This is a genomic window from Enterobacter sp. Li2LvB3, assembly GCF_056156645.1.
Genome location: NZ_JBSICG010000003.1, coordinates 223,937 through 239,836, shown reverse-complemented (window position 1 = coordinate 239,836; position 15,900 = coordinate 223,937). Strand labels below are relative to the sequence as shown.

The following is a 15,900-nucleotide window of genomic DNA, read 5'->3' as shown; positions in this document are numbered from 1 at the left end:
TGCTCTGCGCAAATACTGAGGCTGACTTCAGTAAAAGAGTGGTTACGGCGGCGATTGAAATAGTTTTGATAATTTTCATGGATGGATTGAGAAGCTTGTGAGGGCTGCAACAGCAGTCCTGTGCCAGGAGCGGACATTGTTTACCCGCGAAGCCAGGGGGTTATCGTAAGCCCTGTGAGCAACCCTTCAGGACTAAGCAGACGAGTAACGGTTTGCCCCCAGGGTTCTGTGCGGTTAGCCACCAACAGGCGATAACCCTTCTCACTCAAAATACGGGTAGCAGAATCGAGATCCTGAACTTCATATTCAATCCATCCCTGCGGTATTGGGTGTCCGGTTGGCCACTCCCCAGTGCCAAAACATGAATTTGCGGCCTGTGATAACGGCCAGACGGCAAAATGCTTGACGCCCTTCAGCATGTTTTCCGATAACAGGTAATCGCAGTTACCCTCCATTGGCTTAAGTGGCAGACCGAGTACCTGTACATAAAACTCGAAGCTGTCTTCAGCATTCTGCGAGATGGGCCCAAACCCAGCGACAAACAAGACGTCAACTCCCGGTAAATTCTGCGACATACCAGCTTCCTTAATTGTCTGAAATTGAACCCTGAATTTATCCTACCACTCACTGAATCACCACGCCCAATTTTGGCATTTTAGTGCCTTATAAGCGGCAACAATGACGTTTTCTCCTCGCGGTGAGTTCAACCGAGGGATGCAACACGGTTAAGTCTTTGCTGACTGTGAACCGATAAGTCAGTACCTTTTGGAAAATATTGTCTGAGCAGCCTGCTCGTATTCTCATTTGAACCGCGTTGCCAGAGAGACTGAGGATCACAGAAATAAATCTGAATGTCCGTCGCTACAGTAAACCGGAGCCCTGCCCCCATATCGAGTAAATCTCAACGGAAGTGCTCCCTCATAGTGTGATCCCCCCTGATGCTGTGTAAATCGTATCTATTCTTGCCATGTTCAGTAATTTATCAGCCGTTCAGCCATCCGGGTGTTTAAATGGTTAAAATAAATAACATATACATTGCAGAATTAATTTTTCTATGTCTTAATAGCGACATCGGTTTGGAAAACAGACCTTATGAAAGCAGTTTTAGTAAAGCAGTCCTCTGTTCAAGAGCTATCCATAGATATCCCTTCTTCATGAGCCTCCTCCTAAGTGCCAAATAAGTAACTCTCTAAATACAGGCCATCTTCGCCGCTTTTAAGTGGCTCATAAATTAAGGAATTATCAATGTCTAATAAAATGACTGGTTTAGTAAAATGGTTCAATTCAGATAAAGGTTTTGGCTTTATCACCCCTGACGACGGCAGCAAAGATGTATTCGTACACTTCTCTGCTATCCAAAGCGACAATTTTAAAACACTTGATGAAGGCCAGAAAGTTTCCTTCACCATTGAAAATGGCGCTAAAGGTCCCGCAGCTGGTAATGTCTCACCGCTGTAATCCGCGCTAATTATAAGTAATACTTGCGATAGCGATGAAGACAATAGTCTGAGCAGTTAAGTATTGCTGATAGTAAAAGAACCCGCTCTGTGCGGGTTTTTTATTAACCACATCTAATATGAATTCTGATATCTTCTCTTACTGTCAACCAGAATAAACTCACCGAAATTTTTAACCCAGAAGCTAAACATCTTTCTTACGCAGGAAGAATGTCCATATCAAAAAAACATTCATCTGGCAGATTATCTGCTGTTTCTGTATCTTTTTGTCAAAAACCTTGTTTTTCTGCTGTTTTTAACATTTATAAAGTTATCTAAAAAAAACACAAGTAATTATCATATTTAACGTGTATCGTTGTCGTCCCTTATCGTAGGAGATTCAGATGTCAGAACGTAAAAAAATGCAAAATCGTCGTAATTACCTGGTCAAATGTCAGTGCCCAAACTGTTCAAAAGATTCAGAACATAGTTTTAGCCGCGTTCAAAAAGGTTCTCAGCTTGTCTGCCCATTCTGTAGTACTTTGTTCAAGTCTTCAAAATGATTGCCGGCGCGTTCTTGTTGACAATTAAAGTTAAAAAAATCAAGCGCCCCACCGTTATCAATATTTCATAAAAAACCATAAAATCAGTGCAATGATGCTGTTGCAGGTCGTCTGTTCATTAACACACTTTATTGTTAATACAGCCCGTTAACGTCTGCTTTCAGGCCGTTCATGCGGGAGACCTGCACTTGATTATACAGAACAGCACACCTGTAAATCGGTATAAATTACTGTTCTGATTTTAAATTATTGGTCTCTCGTTCAGCTTGCGGTTCTTTTTGTTCAGGCCTAATAACTGACTCATATCACCGAACCACACATGTTTATTTATCACAAAGAATTACTTTAGACGCTGCGGGCCCTTTGTTACCGTTATAAACGGTGTACTCAACCTTCTGCCCTTCAAACAGAGTGTTAAAATTATCACCCTGAAGCTCCGAAACATGAACAGAGATATCTTTGCTTCCATCAAGAGGAGAGATGAAACCAAAACCTTTGTCTTCCTTAAACCATTTTACCAGGCCTATAAATCTTGAGGGCATACTGACTCCAATAACACATGATAAGAGTGGTTATAAACGTATAATATTAAACTTACGGACTCAAAAGGAGGGGGTATCAGTGATAGCACCTGGGAATGAGTACTGTCCGGAAAAATGTTTACGTTTGCTTGTACTTCAAACAAATCATTTCATTAAGGCACGGACACTGATAATAAGCAAAATATTCTTTCACGTCCGACTCTCCAGGTCTTGTAGTGGTTACTTTTTTGGGCTTACATAGCGCATGATCCGCCTGGATGGGCAATGTCTTGATACAAAAATAAATGCCAGTTGCTCAGGCATAGCAACTGGCATATTCACCTACTTGAACTCATCCTGCGAGTGCATAAATTTCTGTCAGTGCAACATCATTCAATGGGGAAGCGGTATTGATATCCCTGACGGAGCCAAATACCTGATGGAACACCGGTAATCAGAACGACTTTATGTTCAGACATTTTTTAATCCTTCAGCAGAGGAACTGTTTTCCGTTGATGATGTTGAAGCAGGGCTTTTTATCCTGAACCAGATGGAATACATAGCCGGCAGGAACACCAGTGTCAGAATCGTTCCGGCGAACGTGCCACCAATTAGCGTGTAGGCAAGCGTCCCCCAGAATACCGAATGGGTTAGCGGGATGAATGCCAGGATAGCCGCCAGAGCCGTCAATATCACCGGACGCGCACGCTGAACGGTTGCTTCGACGACCGCGTTGAACGGACTCAATCCTTCCTGTTCGTTGTGATGGATTTGCCCGATCAGGATCAGTGTGTTGCGCATCAGGATCCCCGACAGCGCGATCAGACCGACCAGCGCATTGATGCCAAACGGCTGCTGGAAAATCAGCAATGTCGGCACCACGCCGATTAAGCCAAGCGGACTCGTGGCAAAAACCATGACCATTGCCGCAATCGAACGCACCTGCAAAATAATGATGAGCAGCGTGAGTGCGATCATGACTGGAAACAGCGGCAGCATCGCCGTGGTGGCTTTGGCCGCTTCTTCGATCGACCCAGCCTGTTCAATCCGATAGCCGGAAGGTAACTTCTCGATGATCGGTTGTAACTTCTTCAGGACAACAGTGGACACGTCAGGAGGTTGCAGACCTTCAGCGATGTCTCCGCGAACCGTGATGATCGGCATACGGTCGCGGCGCCGCAACAAGGGGTCTTCCATACGCACATCAACGGCCCCCACCTGTGACAGTGGAATGCGTTGCCCTGCTGAACCGATCAATGTAAAGTCGGCGATCTTCGCAGGGTCCAGGCGGATATCTCCGGCTGCACGCCCCATAACCTGCACTGAACGAATATCCTCACGCACTTCTGTGATAGGGACACCACTCAACAGGAACTGTAACTGTAGGGACACTGAACTGGATGTCAGCCCAACGGCCTGGAGGCGATCCTGATCGAGTGTAAAGTGCAGGGTCGGTACACGCGGCCCCCAATCCGTGTTGACGGTGCGCATCATTGGACTGGCGCGCATTACACTCTCTACTTCACTTGCAATCTCACGCAGCTTGTCCGGATCGGGGCCCATAACGCGGTAGGCCACGGGATATGGCGAAGGCGGGCCGAACACAATCTGGGTGACACGTACCTGAGCTTCAGGAGCCAGCCCGTCCGCCACCGCCTGGCGCAGTCTGAGCTTGAGGGCTTCCCGCTCCTTATCATTACCCGCGAGTATCACGATTTTAGCGAATGACGGATCGGGCAATTCAGGTGACATTGCCAGGAAGAAGCGTGGTGCCCCCTGACCAATGTAGGACGTCACAATCCTGGCTTCCTTTTGCTTTGCCAGCCAGGCTTCAACTTTTGCTGTTGCAGCGCTGGTTTGCTCAATGGAGGTACCATATGGCATCTGAACTTCGACAAGCACCTCTGGACGATCGGAAGTTGGGAAGAACTGTTTTTTTACCTGTCCCATGCCAACGACAGCCAGCACAAATATCCCTATCACAGTGCCCGCTACCAGCCACTTGCGTGCGATCACTCTACTGAGTAGTTGTCGAAAACGGTTGTAGTTGCGGGTGTTATAGATGGTGTCTTGCCCCCCAACGACTTTCCCGAAGTCCGGCAGTAGCTTCACGCCCAGATAAGGAGTAAATGCCACCGCCACCACCCAGGACGCGATCAGCGCGATACCGACGATCCAGAACATATTGCTGGTGTACTCGCCTGCCGTGGAAGGTGCGAATCCATTGGGCATAAAACCGATGGCAGTAACCAGTGTACCGGACAGCATAGGGGCCGCCGTGTGGCTCCATGCATAGGCGGAAGCTTTGATTCGGCTGTAGCCTTCCTCCATCTTCACTACCATCATTTCAATGGCAATAATGGCGTCGTCAACCAGCAGGCCCAGCGCCAGGATCAACGATCCTAGTGTGATGCGATCAAAGTTCTTGCCTGTAGCTGCCATGATGACGAACACAACAGCCAGTGTCAGCGGCACGGCCGCCGCAACGACGATACCGACACGCCAGCCCATGCTGAGAAAACACACCACCATAACGACGAGCAGGGCAACAAAGAACTTGACCATGAACTCATCTACCGCCGAGCTAATGTTGACAGCCTGATCGGTCACTTTGCTAAGCGTCATTCCCAGAGGGAGTCCAGCATTGATACTGGAGACTTCCGCCTCCAGAGCCTTACCCAGATCGAGTCCATTCCAGTCGTCCCGCATAACGATACCCAGCAACAGTGCTGGCTCTCCGTTGTTGCGCACCAGGAAAGTTGCCGGATCCTCGTATCCGCGTTCAACCGTTGCCACATCCGACAACTTCAGCGTCTTCCCCTGAACCACGATTGGGGTCTGGCGAATCTTCTCCAGGTTGTCGAATGCACCATCGATGCGAACAAAAACCTGCGGCCCCCTGGTCTCGATAGAACCTGCAGGTGTCAGTACGTTCTGGCTGTTGAGCGCGGTGAAAATGTCCTGAGTGGTGACGCCCAGAGTGGCCAGACGGTCATGGGAAAAAGAGACGAAAATACGTTCAGGCTGCTCTCCGATGATGTTGACTTTTTTCACGCCGGGCACGTGCAGCAACTGCTGACGCAACGATTCTGCATCGCGCGCAAGCAGGCGCTGTGGTTCCCCTTTGGCCTTGAGGGCAAAGAGTGCGAACGTCACGTCCGCATATTCATCATTAATCACAGGACCAATGACGCCAGCAGGGAGCTTCTGGGCCTCGTCCCCCAGTTTTTTGCGTGCCTGATAAAACTCCTCCTGGACTTCCGATGGCGGAGTGCTGTCGCGCAGGGAAACCATAGTTACCGCCAGACCGGGCCGCGTGAAGGTTTCAGTGCGATCATACCAGCGCAGTTCCTGTAGGCGCTTCTCCAGGGGATCAGCTACCTGGTCCTGCATTTCCTGCGCAGTTGCGCCAGGCCAGGCGGTAATCACGGTCATCTGTTTGATCGTGAACGGAGGGTCCTCCGCACGCCCGAGTTCGAAGAACGCAAATATACCCGCTATCGAAATCAGAAAGATCAGAAACAGCGTTATAGAGCGCTCGCGTACCGCAAGCGCCGAAAGATTGAAGCGGCCATTGCTCATTGCTGGCTCCCGGCAACACCCAGGGATGCCATCCGTACAACCTCACCCTCACGCAATAAATGCGCGCCAAGCGCGACAACCTGCTCGCCTGACTTGAGACTACCGGTCACTCTGGCCGCATCGTCACTGACACCGATCACCTGAACAGGCCGCCATAATACTTTGGCTGGCTTTCCCGAAATGCCCCAGACTCCCGGACCTTTGCCTTGATCATAGATTGCCGCTAACGGCACCTGCATTATCTGGGAGTAAGTTCTATTTTCTGTAAGCTGCAGTGTCACTGTGGAGCCGAGCGGCGCGCTGGCCAACTCGCCGCCAAGCACATACCTGGCTTCAAAAGTGCGAGTGACAGGATCAGCCGCATCGGAAAGAAGGCGCAGTCTGGCGGAAACAGACTGCTTTGCATTGCCATACAGCGTGGCCAGAGCCTCACTGCCGATGGCTGGCCTCAGCGTTTCAGGCAACTGCACAATAGCTTCACGCTGCCCTGCTCTGGCCAGCCTGATGACTGGCTGGCCTGCAGCAATCACCTGACCGGGTTCGGCCATCGTATCCATTACCACGCCATCGGCATCCGCCAGAAGTAAGGCGTAATCAGTCGCGTTCTGGGCCACATTTGCCTGCGCCTGAGCGGCACTGAGTTCGGCGCTGGCCGTATCCGCTGCAGCCTTTATCTGATCGTAAGCTGATGCCGATACGGCACCTGCACTGACCAAACCGCGATAACGCGATTCATCATCCGCAGTTTGCCGGGCGCGAGCTTTTGCGGCCGCGACAACCTGTTGCTGAGCATGAGCCTGCAACCGCAGGTCAACGGGATCCAGGCGCATTAGGGGCTGTCCGCGTTTGACCGTCTGGCCGGTATCGACCAGACGGTCAAGGATTTTGCCCTGCACTCTGAAACCCAAATCACTTTGGGTTCGGGCAACAACGACTCCGGTGAATGCGCGGGCAGCATCTCCCGCACTCACTACGGTGGCAACCCTGACCAAAGGAGGCTGAGTGCGGGGATCATCGGTGCTGGAAGAATCGCCACAGGCCGCAAGGGCCAGCGGCAACAGGCATACAGCAAAAGTGGCAGGTTTGAGCCAGAGCATGAGATTCCTTAATAAATTAGCAGGACAGTTTTCTCATACTCATTCAAGTGACCAAATAAGTCAATGGTCACAGTCAGGGTGATAAGCTTCTCAGTATCAATGATGACAGTAATACGGCAGCATGGGATGCTGTATCCAGGTTATATTGCAACTGTAAAGGGCAGATATAAGGTCGCATGACCAGATAAATGGCCTCTGCTGCTTCATCAAGGGGCGTTTTTCGTTCAAATTCTCCTGAATTCCGCCCCTCCTGGATAATGTGCTTTATCAGTTGATGCAGTTGCTCCTGATGTGCGGTTGCCGATGGCCAGTTATCTCGGGAAGCCACGGCTGCAATGTCATAAAGCTTGCGATCGTGAAAAAACAAATCACTACCGGCCTCTGTCAGTGCCCTTAACAAGCGCCGAATCTTTTCAGACGCAGTCGGTGCATCTGCAATAGCGTTACTAACAATTTCAGAGACTTGATTAAGCCTGTTGGCACAAATAACTTCCCCAATCGCCTGCTTAGAATCGAAAAATTTATAAATATAAGCTTTGGAAAAGCCTATTGCCTTTGCCAAATCGGACACGGTCGTTTTTTCGTAGCCAAAATGCCCGAAATGGTCTGTAGCTGCTTCTACAACCTGATCACGGACACTATGGTCCGAAGGACCCCGTCCGAGGATATCGTTAGTTTGTTTAGTCATTTCTCCAGCTTAGCTCAATGAGCCCTTATTGACAACGAGTGACCATTTGGTAATGTAGTCACAACTCAAGTTTATCTCAAGGATTACCCATGTTCCCCCAACGTGTTCTTGCACTGATTGTAAGTACCAGCTTACTGGCGGGGTGCGCAGTCGGACCTGATTATCATCGTCCTGCGGCTCCACTTGAGGAGCATTTCCAGGCACAGTCATCCTTACAGCAGCGCAGCCCATCCGACCCCGCCAGTTTAGCAATCTGGTGGAAAAGTTTTGGCGATCCCCTGTTGAACCAGCTGGTTTCAGACGCGCTCATGCAAAACCTCGATCTCGCCCAGGCTTCCGCCAGGATGGTCCAGGCCCGGGCAGGGCTGGGAGCCGCGACGGCGGCACTGCTTCCCTCGGGAAATATCAGCGGACAGGCTACCCGCGCCTATCAGTCGGTTGAAACACCGCTAGGTCAGGTGCTTAGTTCAACCCCTGATTATAATCGCTACGGCAATTCCTATGAAACCGATATAAATGCAAGCTGGGAGATAGACCTGTTTGGTGGCCTGCGGCGGGGCCGTCAGGCTGCCCTGGCCGATTATCAGGCCTCTGATGCCGGGGTCGCGGCGACACGTCTTGCTGTCGCCGCACAGACTGCGGATATCTATATCACCCTGCGTGGATTACAGACCCGTCTGGATATTGCGAATAAACAGGTCATCACGCAACAGCAACTGCTGGAAAAAGTTCAGCTGTTGCACAGCAAAGGGCTGGCTCCGGAATATCAGGTTCGCCAGACAGAAGGCGCACTGGCACAGGTACAGGCAACGATACCGGTTCTGAATAATGGTCTCGATGCCGCCATGAATGCGCTGGACGTTATGCTGGGTACACCTCCTGGGACGCATCGCGCGCAGTTGGCTTCACCGGGGGCTATACCTCATACACCCGCAATCACCGCGATGGGCACCCCGGCTGACCTGCTTCGCCGCAGACCCGATATTATTGTGGCCGAGCGTCATCTGGCTGCATCAAGCGCCCGTATTGGCGTGGCTGTCAGCGAGTATTATCCAAAGTTTTCCCTTAACGCCCTGCTTGGCAGTGCAACAACAGTATCAGGGGATAATCTTTTTACTGCAGGTGCCAGCCAGTCGGCAGGTGTGCTGGGGTTACGCTGGCGGCTCTTTGACTTTGGGCGTATTAACGCGCAAATAGAGCAGGCAAAAGGCCAGGAAGCAGAAGCACTCGCCGCATATCGTCTGTCAGTATTACGTGCAACGGAAGACGTTGAAAACGCCTTCTCGGCACTGCTCAATCGCCAGATACAGGCAACCACGCTGACCGGCGGTGAAACCGCCCTGGCAAGCGCCCGACAGTCTTCTTTTATCGCTTTTCAGCAAGGAACAGCCAGCCTGATTGACGTACTGCACAACGATGAAACGCTTCTCCAGGCTTCCGATGCCAGAGCGCAGGCGCAGACAGAATCGGCCCGTGCGGCAGTAGCAGCATTCAGGGCGCTAGGCGGTGGATGGCAATCTTCATTACCTGGCGAAATAGCAAATAAAACTGGGTAAAGGAACTCACGGGCTTTATCAGCGAGAGCAAAAAATTGTTTATTTACATGAGCGTGACGGCAAAAAGGTGGCAATATGACGCGAATAGGCATCCTTGGGATAAATGATCTGACTGAAACATTCCTGGTCGAATTGTTCCGCCTTGATCCATACGCTCACGTTTTTCTTTCAGCCGGGGATATGGAACCCGCAAACCTGCTGGCAAGAAAGTTTCCATGCTGGATTCAGGATGATGTTCAGGCAGTAATTAACGAAGTTGATACCGTTATCATTACGACAGGAACATCTTCCGCTGAAAATCCGCAGGAAAGACTTGAGTACCGAAAATCACAATTAGTCTTTTTTTTGGAAACATGGCCATCTATAAACAGTCAGGTAATTTCACCCCAGACAGATATAAACATTAACTTTATAACCGGGCATCTGGCGCTGGCTAACATTCCACCATTCATTCATCTAACAGAAGTACAAATTGATGACTATCTTTTTATTCTTAAAATCCTGTTGGTTGCAATGAATTCCATGCATACGCTTGATGACAATTTCAGATCATCATCTCAATGACCCCTACCCTGACAGTAATTTTGCAGGTGCTGGCTAAGACGCCTGGTCGTTACGTTGCGACCAGGCCGTGAGCAGGAATACGTGGCATGATCACAGTCCCGATAGCGTACCCTGTGACCTACCCTCGGTTGATTATCTGATGCTGATTTTTGCTACCAGCGCTCTGGATATTTCCTCTCTTTCATCAAGTGAAAGCGCTAACGGATGCCGCTTTCGGACAGAGGGACGATATCCACCAGTCTGGTGGATAGTGGGCATAATAGAAGAATGATATCTGTCGAACATTCTGGCGATATCATGCAGGGAATCACCTTGTTTATACCTGCCCCGGATAATCGTTTTCTGTTCTGGTGCGTAGTTAATACGCGTTCTTTGTTTCATGGCAACACCCCCTTGATTAAGGATAACGTTGCATCGACCCATTGAACTCACAGCCAGAAGCAGACTTAACCCTTTTATATTTATTACCTTATCTGAAGGCTTATTCAGAAATGAACTCTATTGACGATGGAGGACTTCATCGTTATTAATACGTCCACTACTATAAAATTGAGACGCCCAATGTGATTTCTTTCCGACCGATGACAAAAGATGAGTATCCTGCTTATGTCGAATACTTTGTGAATGATTATGCATGTGAAATCGAATCAAACTACGGGTTATCCCTTCATGATTCTCTCGCCAGAGCGAAGCAGGAGATATCGGAAATGCTTCCCGCGGGAGTTAACACGCTCGGGCAAGTGTTAATGTGTATTGTTGTTCAGTCGGACAAGGCGAACAACCATGTAGGTTATCTCTGGTACAAACCAGACTCGACTAAGCGCACTGTTTTTATCTACGATTTTCATATTTTCAACTCCAGCCAGGGGTTAGGACTTGGCAAAAAATCTCTAAGTGCTTTTGAAAAGTATCTGCAGGAAAAGGGGTTTAAAGAGATCAGATTGCGTGTTGCAGGTGATAATGCTCGCGCCCGGCATGTTTATGAAACCAGCGGATTCGGGGTTACAGGTGTCAATATGAGTAAATCGATTACAGACTGAGACACTGACGCGTGTTAAAACCCAGCCCCATAATTGATACCCTCTCGGCTATTCGCTCATAAGGGACAACCATACTCAAATCTCCCACATTGCAGGAGATTTGAGTATGAACACATCACCGTGGAACAAAGACCGTATCATCGGCCAAAAAAGACCACTTCAGATATCTCATGTCTGGGGCGATATAGTTGATTACCATTTTGTTTGTAAGCACTGTGGTACTCAGTTTGTATTGGGTGCTGAAACCTACCATGGCAGCGGTGGTTATTGGTCGCCTGAAAATGAAAAACCATCGGAAATATTTGACTAACATCCGCTCATCGCTCAAAGCCGACCTAACGGCGCTTGAGGCGGTCTGCCTCGTGCCAAAAGCTATTATTGAGGCAGCAGCTCCACTCTGTGAAATTACAGAACGCATAGAATATTAACTGAGAACAGTCACTATGAATAAATTGGTATTACTACTCCTCATCACTGCTGGATCTGCTTCTGCTGCCCCCTCAGTTGAGGTGGGCTTTTCCCCGGAAGGCAGTGCACAAAAGCTTGTTCTGGATACCATTAATTCTGCGCATTCCTCTATCCAGATGATTGCATACGCATTCCAGGCTAAAGATATTGCTGCTGCACTAGATGCAGCAAAACAACGAGGCGTTCGAGTACAGGTCGTCATTGATAAGCGTCGAAACAGAGGCAAGACATCCCTGGATACAATGCGCGATATAGCCAGCCATGGTGTGGAGCTTCGCATTGACGGGCATTACCACATTCAACACGACAAGATGATGGTAGTTGATGGTTCTACTCTGGAGACGGGTTCATTCAATTACGCCAAATCAGCGGAATACGACAATAGTGAGAACGTCCTCGTTATCAAAAATATGCCAAAAATAGTGTCACAGTATCAGGAACATTTTGCTTCCCGATGGGCGATATCGGAACCATTTGAACTTAATAAACAGAGTTAACTCTCTCCACGCTAACCGCTTTTAATGTCTGCCTGTCGCTCATTGCAGACCTTCGGTCTCCAGCAGCTCGTCCGCTTCGAGCTAACAGCGGAAGTTGGAGCGCCAGAGACTCTAAAAGTTGATGGTTCTTTTTGCAGGGATGCTTACACTTACACCTCTGATTGTGTCCATGTATTATTCTCTAAATGTGATAAATTGTATGAACGTTAAGCTCAGGCGTAAATTATAATGGCTATACATCCCTAGCTCTCAACTTCAGCACCCTATTAAAAAGGAATAAAAATGGATCCGGATAAAATTCAAAACGATATTGATGCTTTATTGATTTTTATGAATGACGATATGGAACGAATCGGGGGAACTATAAAGGATACGTATTGGGGTTTTGCTCAGGGGCAAGGGGATCGTAATGCAGTAGAAAAGTTACATGGTTGGTCAGAAGAAAATTTATTTGGAATTATAAATAGATGCCATTCACGCGGCTTGTTGAAAAACATGTCAACCAGATACGATCGTGTGGTATTAACAGAAGAAGGACAGAGCCGCGCTCTGTCGGTTAAGCACGGTAAGAACCGCTCTTATGAACTTGCAAGGAGCAGTTATACCATTGGCGCTATCCATGTTGCCGGGTCAGCTCAGGTAGGCGATGGTAATACGCAAAATATTTACAATGTCTTTCAGGAAATAATAGACAAAATTGACCATGCTGAAGCGACTTCAGAAGAAAAGGCAGAAGCTAAGTCACTTTTAACAAAGTTCTTGGAGCATCCACTCACTTCTTCTGTGGTAGGAGGTGTTGCTGGTTCTCTTACCGGACTTTTATAAAAGGTAAGCCACATGGAAGAACTGAAGAAATCCATCGGCCTGAGATGTACTTTCTGCCACTCCGTGCTGTTTGCATTGCCACACGAAAAATACGCCCCTCTTCATGGCTCGCTGATTGTGTGCGCAAACTGCGGGCGCGAAAATGATGTGACTTCTCTCATCTTTGTTGTTAAGGCTAAAGCGATGAATATCGCAGAAGACTATGCAGACAAGCTCATTGATAAATTTCAAAAGGATTTAAAGAAAGCATTCAAAGGAAGTAAGCACTTAAAATTTAAATAAATTCTGTAAGAATGTTGCAAGCTATTAGTTAACCATCTGTTTTAAAAGAAGTTTACCTTTTCATGTTAAAATTTACTTTCATTTAACATGATGGTGAATAATTCTTAACACAAAACCATCTACTCAGGATTTTTTGTGAACCATATTGATTTACATAGCAATGAGTTATCAGGTGGTTTTACATCGATAATTTTACTTAAAAACAGGTGTGGTACCTTAGGGCTAGTTACGTTTTGCACAAGATTAAATGCTGGGTCTTTCTGACCTCAGCAATAACTTTATGGTGATTGTCTGTAATTCGCTCTTAGCAGACCTCGCAACGCTTCAGGCGGTCCGCTTTGTGCCAGAAGCGGACGTTGCCTGGCGGTATCTCTTAATCGCTCGATCTATAGTAACTGTCTATTCCCCCTATACGTTGAACTAGGACCTACCCGATGAAGTTTGAACGTTCATTGCTAATGGGAAATAATTGAATACGTCCGCATCAATATGCGAGGACAATAAAATGAATTATATATTTCTCTTTAATATTAAGAAGGGCTATAAGTTAACAACCACTTGAGATTTATAATATATTATGATTTCATGGGTTCAGTTAATTTTTCTTTTCATCATCCAACAAAATATCAAGATTCTTCGACGGTTCAATAGGTAATTTCAAAGGCTGGCTGGGATCCTTTGGTAAATTATCCCAAGCAGTTGTTACTGTTACCACAGGTTTTTTTTGTGGTTTTGTAGATATTTTGGGCTTTGAAGATTTTTTGGTATTTGTGGATGAATCTATTTGCTGGGTGACTTGATTATTAAAGGGTCCTACTGGAGATGGTTTAATATCCACTTTCATCTCAATAAAATCCTTTACAGGCATAGTTATACCATTATAACCAATAGCAACCGGATATTTAAAAACCTGATTCAATGTAACACTGTTTCCGGAGGCTCTGGTTATATTTCCCGTAAAACCTAAGGTATCTGGCGCAATGGATTGAGAGAGCACTTTCAGTTGTAAGTCTAATGCGTTGATTTGGCTTGCTAACGAATCTATCTCTGGTGTTGAGTTTTGATCGCTTGAGGCTGCGACTCCTGATGAATTTTGAGCCGATTTTGATGGTTCTCCTGCTGCTGCCTCATTACTTCCAGGCTTGGCGTTTAATGCTTTGTTTTGAGCTTTTAATTCATTTAATTTAGTGACTAGTGATTGTTTTTGAGATGTTAAAGCAGTTAGTTTTGCCAACGTTGCAGACTCCGAAGCACTACCCCCGTCTGTTGAAGTTATAGTGACATTTATTGACCTAGCGTAATAAACGTCTGTAACAAAAACAATACCAGGAGTTATACCATAATTATTATTTGAATTATCAAGTAAATTATCGATTAACATCTGCATTTGCCTATCCAGATACTGCAATTTCGATGTCTCATTTTTATCAACGCTAGCCTTATACAATAAAAATCTATCCATAGCAGAGCTGAAGTCCAGACTAATGACTTCTGCATACGGTACACTGAAAGTGATATTACGTTTAGAACTACTGGCGAAAGAAAATGTTTGAGCAAGAGCACTTGTCACTGTCCCCAGACCTAAGCTTACATCACTCACTGAAGCAAAAGAGTAGCCAGGAAACGCAATCACTCCATTCTGTCTGGCTTCACTTGAAGGGTAGCTAACAAATGCACCTGTCCGTGAATTAGCATTTCCTAATGTGTCCCAACCCTGAGTCTGGGGTAACGTTGGTATAGCTTGTTCTTCTTCAAGCAGATCTGAAACATCGAACCTCGTAAATCTGATCGGTTTTATTGTATAAAACTTAGAGGGAACTTTATTTATCATATTAGGAGAGACGAATGGGAAAATATACACATCCCCAGGATAAAAGCGCTCTTTGGGGGGGAATATAGGGAATATGTTTAACTGGCGGGTATTTCTTGCCCATTCTTTAGCTACGATACCCGGTTCTTGTGTCTCAGCACATCCTGAAATAACCGCAGTTAATATAAATGGAATAGTAAGCTTGGCTTTATTCATAACACGCCCCACGATTAACACATAGGTAAATTTTAAAAATAAAGATGTTTTATTTTATTGGGTTGAGTTTTGGTTGTGACAATTAAATTATTAGCATGAGTTAATCTCAGTGAATGGAATGTTTATTAAAAAAAATTAAAGCACTGATAATGATATTATGCGTCCCTATTAAAAACTCTCCAACTTATAAGAATGACTATAAAATATCGTTGCCTTGCGTATTATTTCGATGCGAACAGAAAGCCTGGTACAAGGGAAAAGCAGAGACGGCAGCAGGACAGCTGTTTTTGCTTCCACTGGGTAAGTCGCCTTAAACACTCTTTTGCTGGAATGTAGATTCTTGATGTGACTGTTATATGGCCTAAAGACTTCACTGAATGGCCTCTGGAGTATTTTCACACTTAGTTTGCAAGGAATACCAGCAGAGCTAAACGAGCGGAAAGATTGTTTGAAGAAGGATTATATGACCTGGTCCTCGTTGATTATCACACGCCAATGTTAGTCATGCATCCCGGCGGTCATGACAAATGCGAACTTCCGCTCTTCGCTCAAAGCAGACCCAATGACCACGTAGCCTGTCCGTTGCGTGCCAGGAGCGGAAGTTGGAGGTGCCAGAGATTCTCTAAAAATTGATGGTTCGTTTTGTCGGGATACTTACACTAACATCTATATGATGTGGCACACCAGCCTATAGGACTGGGCGTCACCGTTCTCTTTTATTACAATAAAACTTACTAAAAATAAAAGCCTTATGT

The 15,900-nt window shown here is 46.8% G+C and carries 14 protein-coding genes and 3 pseudogenes; 9 read left to right on the top strand and 8 right to left on the bottom strand.

Translation table 11 applies throughout. The features are described from left to right. Nucleotides 1–140: 140 nt before the first annotated feature. Both ACS603_RS04150 and ACS603_RS04145 read right to left on the bottom strand, forming a co-directional pair. Nucleotides 141–575, bottom strand: a complete 435-nt coding sequence (locus ACS603_RS04150) for a VOC family protein (RefSeq protein ID WP_474943805.1) — start codon at nucleotides 573–575, stop codon at nucleotides 141–143. 140 nt (nucleotides 576–715) lie between these two features. After that, a pseudogene (locus tag ACS603_RS04145) lies at nucleotides 716–853 on the bottom strand (transposase); the annotation flags it as partial. 392 nt (nucleotides 854–1,245) lie between these two features. Here ACS603_RS04145 and cspE point away from each other — a divergent pair. Beyond that, a complete protein-coding gene (gene cspE, locus ACS603_RS04140; protein WP_182060886.1) occupies nucleotides 1,246–1,458 on the top strand; it encodes a transcription antiterminator/RNA stability regulator CspE in 213 nt (70 codons plus the stop codon). Nucleotides 1,459–1,840: 382 nt separating this feature from the next. Next, nucleotides 1,841–1,999: a YnfU family zinc-binding protein gene (locus tag ACS603_RS04135; protein ID WP_220458419.1), complete on the top strand. Its 159-nt coding sequence runs from the start codon at nucleotides 1,841–1,843 to the stop codon at nucleotides 1,997–1,999. A gap of 323 nt (nucleotides 2,000–2,322) precedes the next feature. Here ACS603_RS04135 and ACS603_RS04130 read toward each other — a convergent pair whose 3' ends face one another. The 4 genes from ACS603_RS04130 to ACS603_RS04115 all read right to left on the bottom strand — a co-directional run bounded on the left by ACS603_RS04130 (nucleotide 2,323) and on the right by ACS603_RS04115 (nucleotide 7,887). Then, nucleotides 2,323–2,541, bottom strand: coding sequence for a cold shock domain-containing protein (locus tag ACS603_RS04130; RefSeq protein WP_182060885.1), 219 nt, complete (start codon nucleotides 2,539–2,541; stop codon nucleotides 2,323–2,325). 450 nt (nucleotides 2,542–2,991) lie between these two features. Further along, entirely contained in the window at nucleotides 2,992–6,102 is a 3,111-nt protein-coding gene (locus tag ACS603_RS04125) for an efflux RND transporter permease subunit (protein WP_474943804.1), read from the bottom strand. Further along, complete coding sequence (locus ACS603_RS04120) at nucleotides 6,099–7,199, bottom strand: efflux RND transporter periplasmic adaptor subunit (protein ID WP_315688476.1); 1,101 nt, start codon at nucleotides 7,197–7,199, stop codon at nucleotides 6,099–6,101. Before ACS603_RS04120 ends, ACS603_RS04125 begins: the two co-directional genes overlap by 4 nt. A 73-nt stretch (nucleotides 7,200–7,272) precedes the next feature. Continuing rightward, the gene (locus ACS603_RS04115; protein ID WP_182060882.1) at nucleotides 7,273–7,887 is read right to left on the bottom strand and encodes a TetR/AcrR family transcriptional regulator; all 615 of its coding nucleotides are present in this window, start codon (nucleotides 7,885–7,887) and stop codon (nucleotides 7,273–7,275) included. 89 nt (nucleotides 7,888–7,976) lie between these two features. Here ACS603_RS04115 and ACS603_RS04110 point away from each other — a divergent pair, with 89 nt between their 5' ends. After that, nucleotides 7,977–9,443: an efflux transporter outer membrane subunit gene (locus ACS603_RS04110; protein WP_315688475.1), complete on the top strand. Its 1,467-nt coding sequence runs from the start codon at nucleotides 7,977–7,979 to the stop codon at nucleotides 9,441–9,443. 75 nt (nucleotides 9,444–9,518) lie between these two features. Continuing rightward, a complete protein-coding gene (locus ACS603_RS04105; RefSeq protein WP_474943803.1) occupies nucleotides 9,519–10,007 on the top strand; it encodes a hypothetical protein in 489 nt (162 codons plus the stop codon). Nucleotides 10,008–10,142: 135 nt separating this feature from the next. Here ACS603_RS04105 and ACS603_RS04100 read toward each other — a convergent pair. Further along, nucleotides 10,143–10,388, bottom strand: a pseudogene (locus ACS603_RS04100) (IS30 family transposase); the annotation flags it as partial. 182 nt (nucleotides 10,389–10,570) lie between these two features. Here ACS603_RS04100 and ACS603_RS04095 point away from each other — a divergent pair. The 5 genes and pseudogenes from ACS603_RS04095 to ACS603_RS04075 all read left to right on the top strand — a co-directional run bounded on the left by ACS603_RS04095 (nucleotide 10,571) and on the right by ACS603_RS04075 (nucleotide 13,119). Then, complete coding sequence (locus ACS603_RS04095; protein WP_474943802.1) at nucleotides 10,571–11,047, top strand: GNAT family N-acetyltransferase; 477 nt, start codon at nucleotides 10,571–10,573, stop codon at nucleotides 11,045–11,047. A gap of 88 nt (nucleotides 11,048–11,135) precedes the next feature. Beyond that, nucleotides 11,136–11,228, top strand: a pseudogene (locus ACS603_RS04090) (integrase); the annotation flags it as partial. Nucleotides 11,229–11,490: 262 nt separating this feature from the next. Further along, nucleotides 11,491–12,012, top strand: coding sequence for a phospholipase D family nuclease (locus ACS603_RS04085; RefSeq protein WP_474943801.1), 522 nt, complete (start codon nucleotides 11,491–11,493; stop codon nucleotides 12,010–12,012). A 282-nt stretch (nucleotides 12,013–12,294) separates the two neighbouring features. Continuing rightward, on the top strand, nucleotides 12,295–12,837 hold the full coding sequence (locus ACS603_RS04080; protein WP_474943800.1) for a hypothetical protein: 543 nt from the start codon (nucleotides 12,295–12,297) through the stop codon (nucleotides 12,835–12,837). Nucleotides 12,838–12,849: 12 nt separating this feature from the next. Further along, nucleotides 12,850–13,119 (top strand): hypothetical protein, encoded by a 270-nt coding sequence (locus ACS603_RS04075; protein ID WP_129324845.1) that lies wholly within the window; start codon nucleotides 12,850–12,852, stop codon nucleotides 13,117–13,119. A gap of 595 nt (nucleotides 13,120–13,714) precedes the next feature. On the opposite strand, the gene ACS603_RS04070 is transcribed toward ACS603_RS04075, so the two are convergent. Further along, on the bottom strand, nucleotides 13,715–15,145 hold the full coding sequence (locus ACS603_RS04070) for a hypothetical protein (protein WP_474943799.1): 1,431 nt from the start codon (nucleotides 15,143–15,145) through the stop codon (nucleotides 13,715–13,717). Nucleotides 15,146–15,900: the final 755 nt, after the last annotated feature.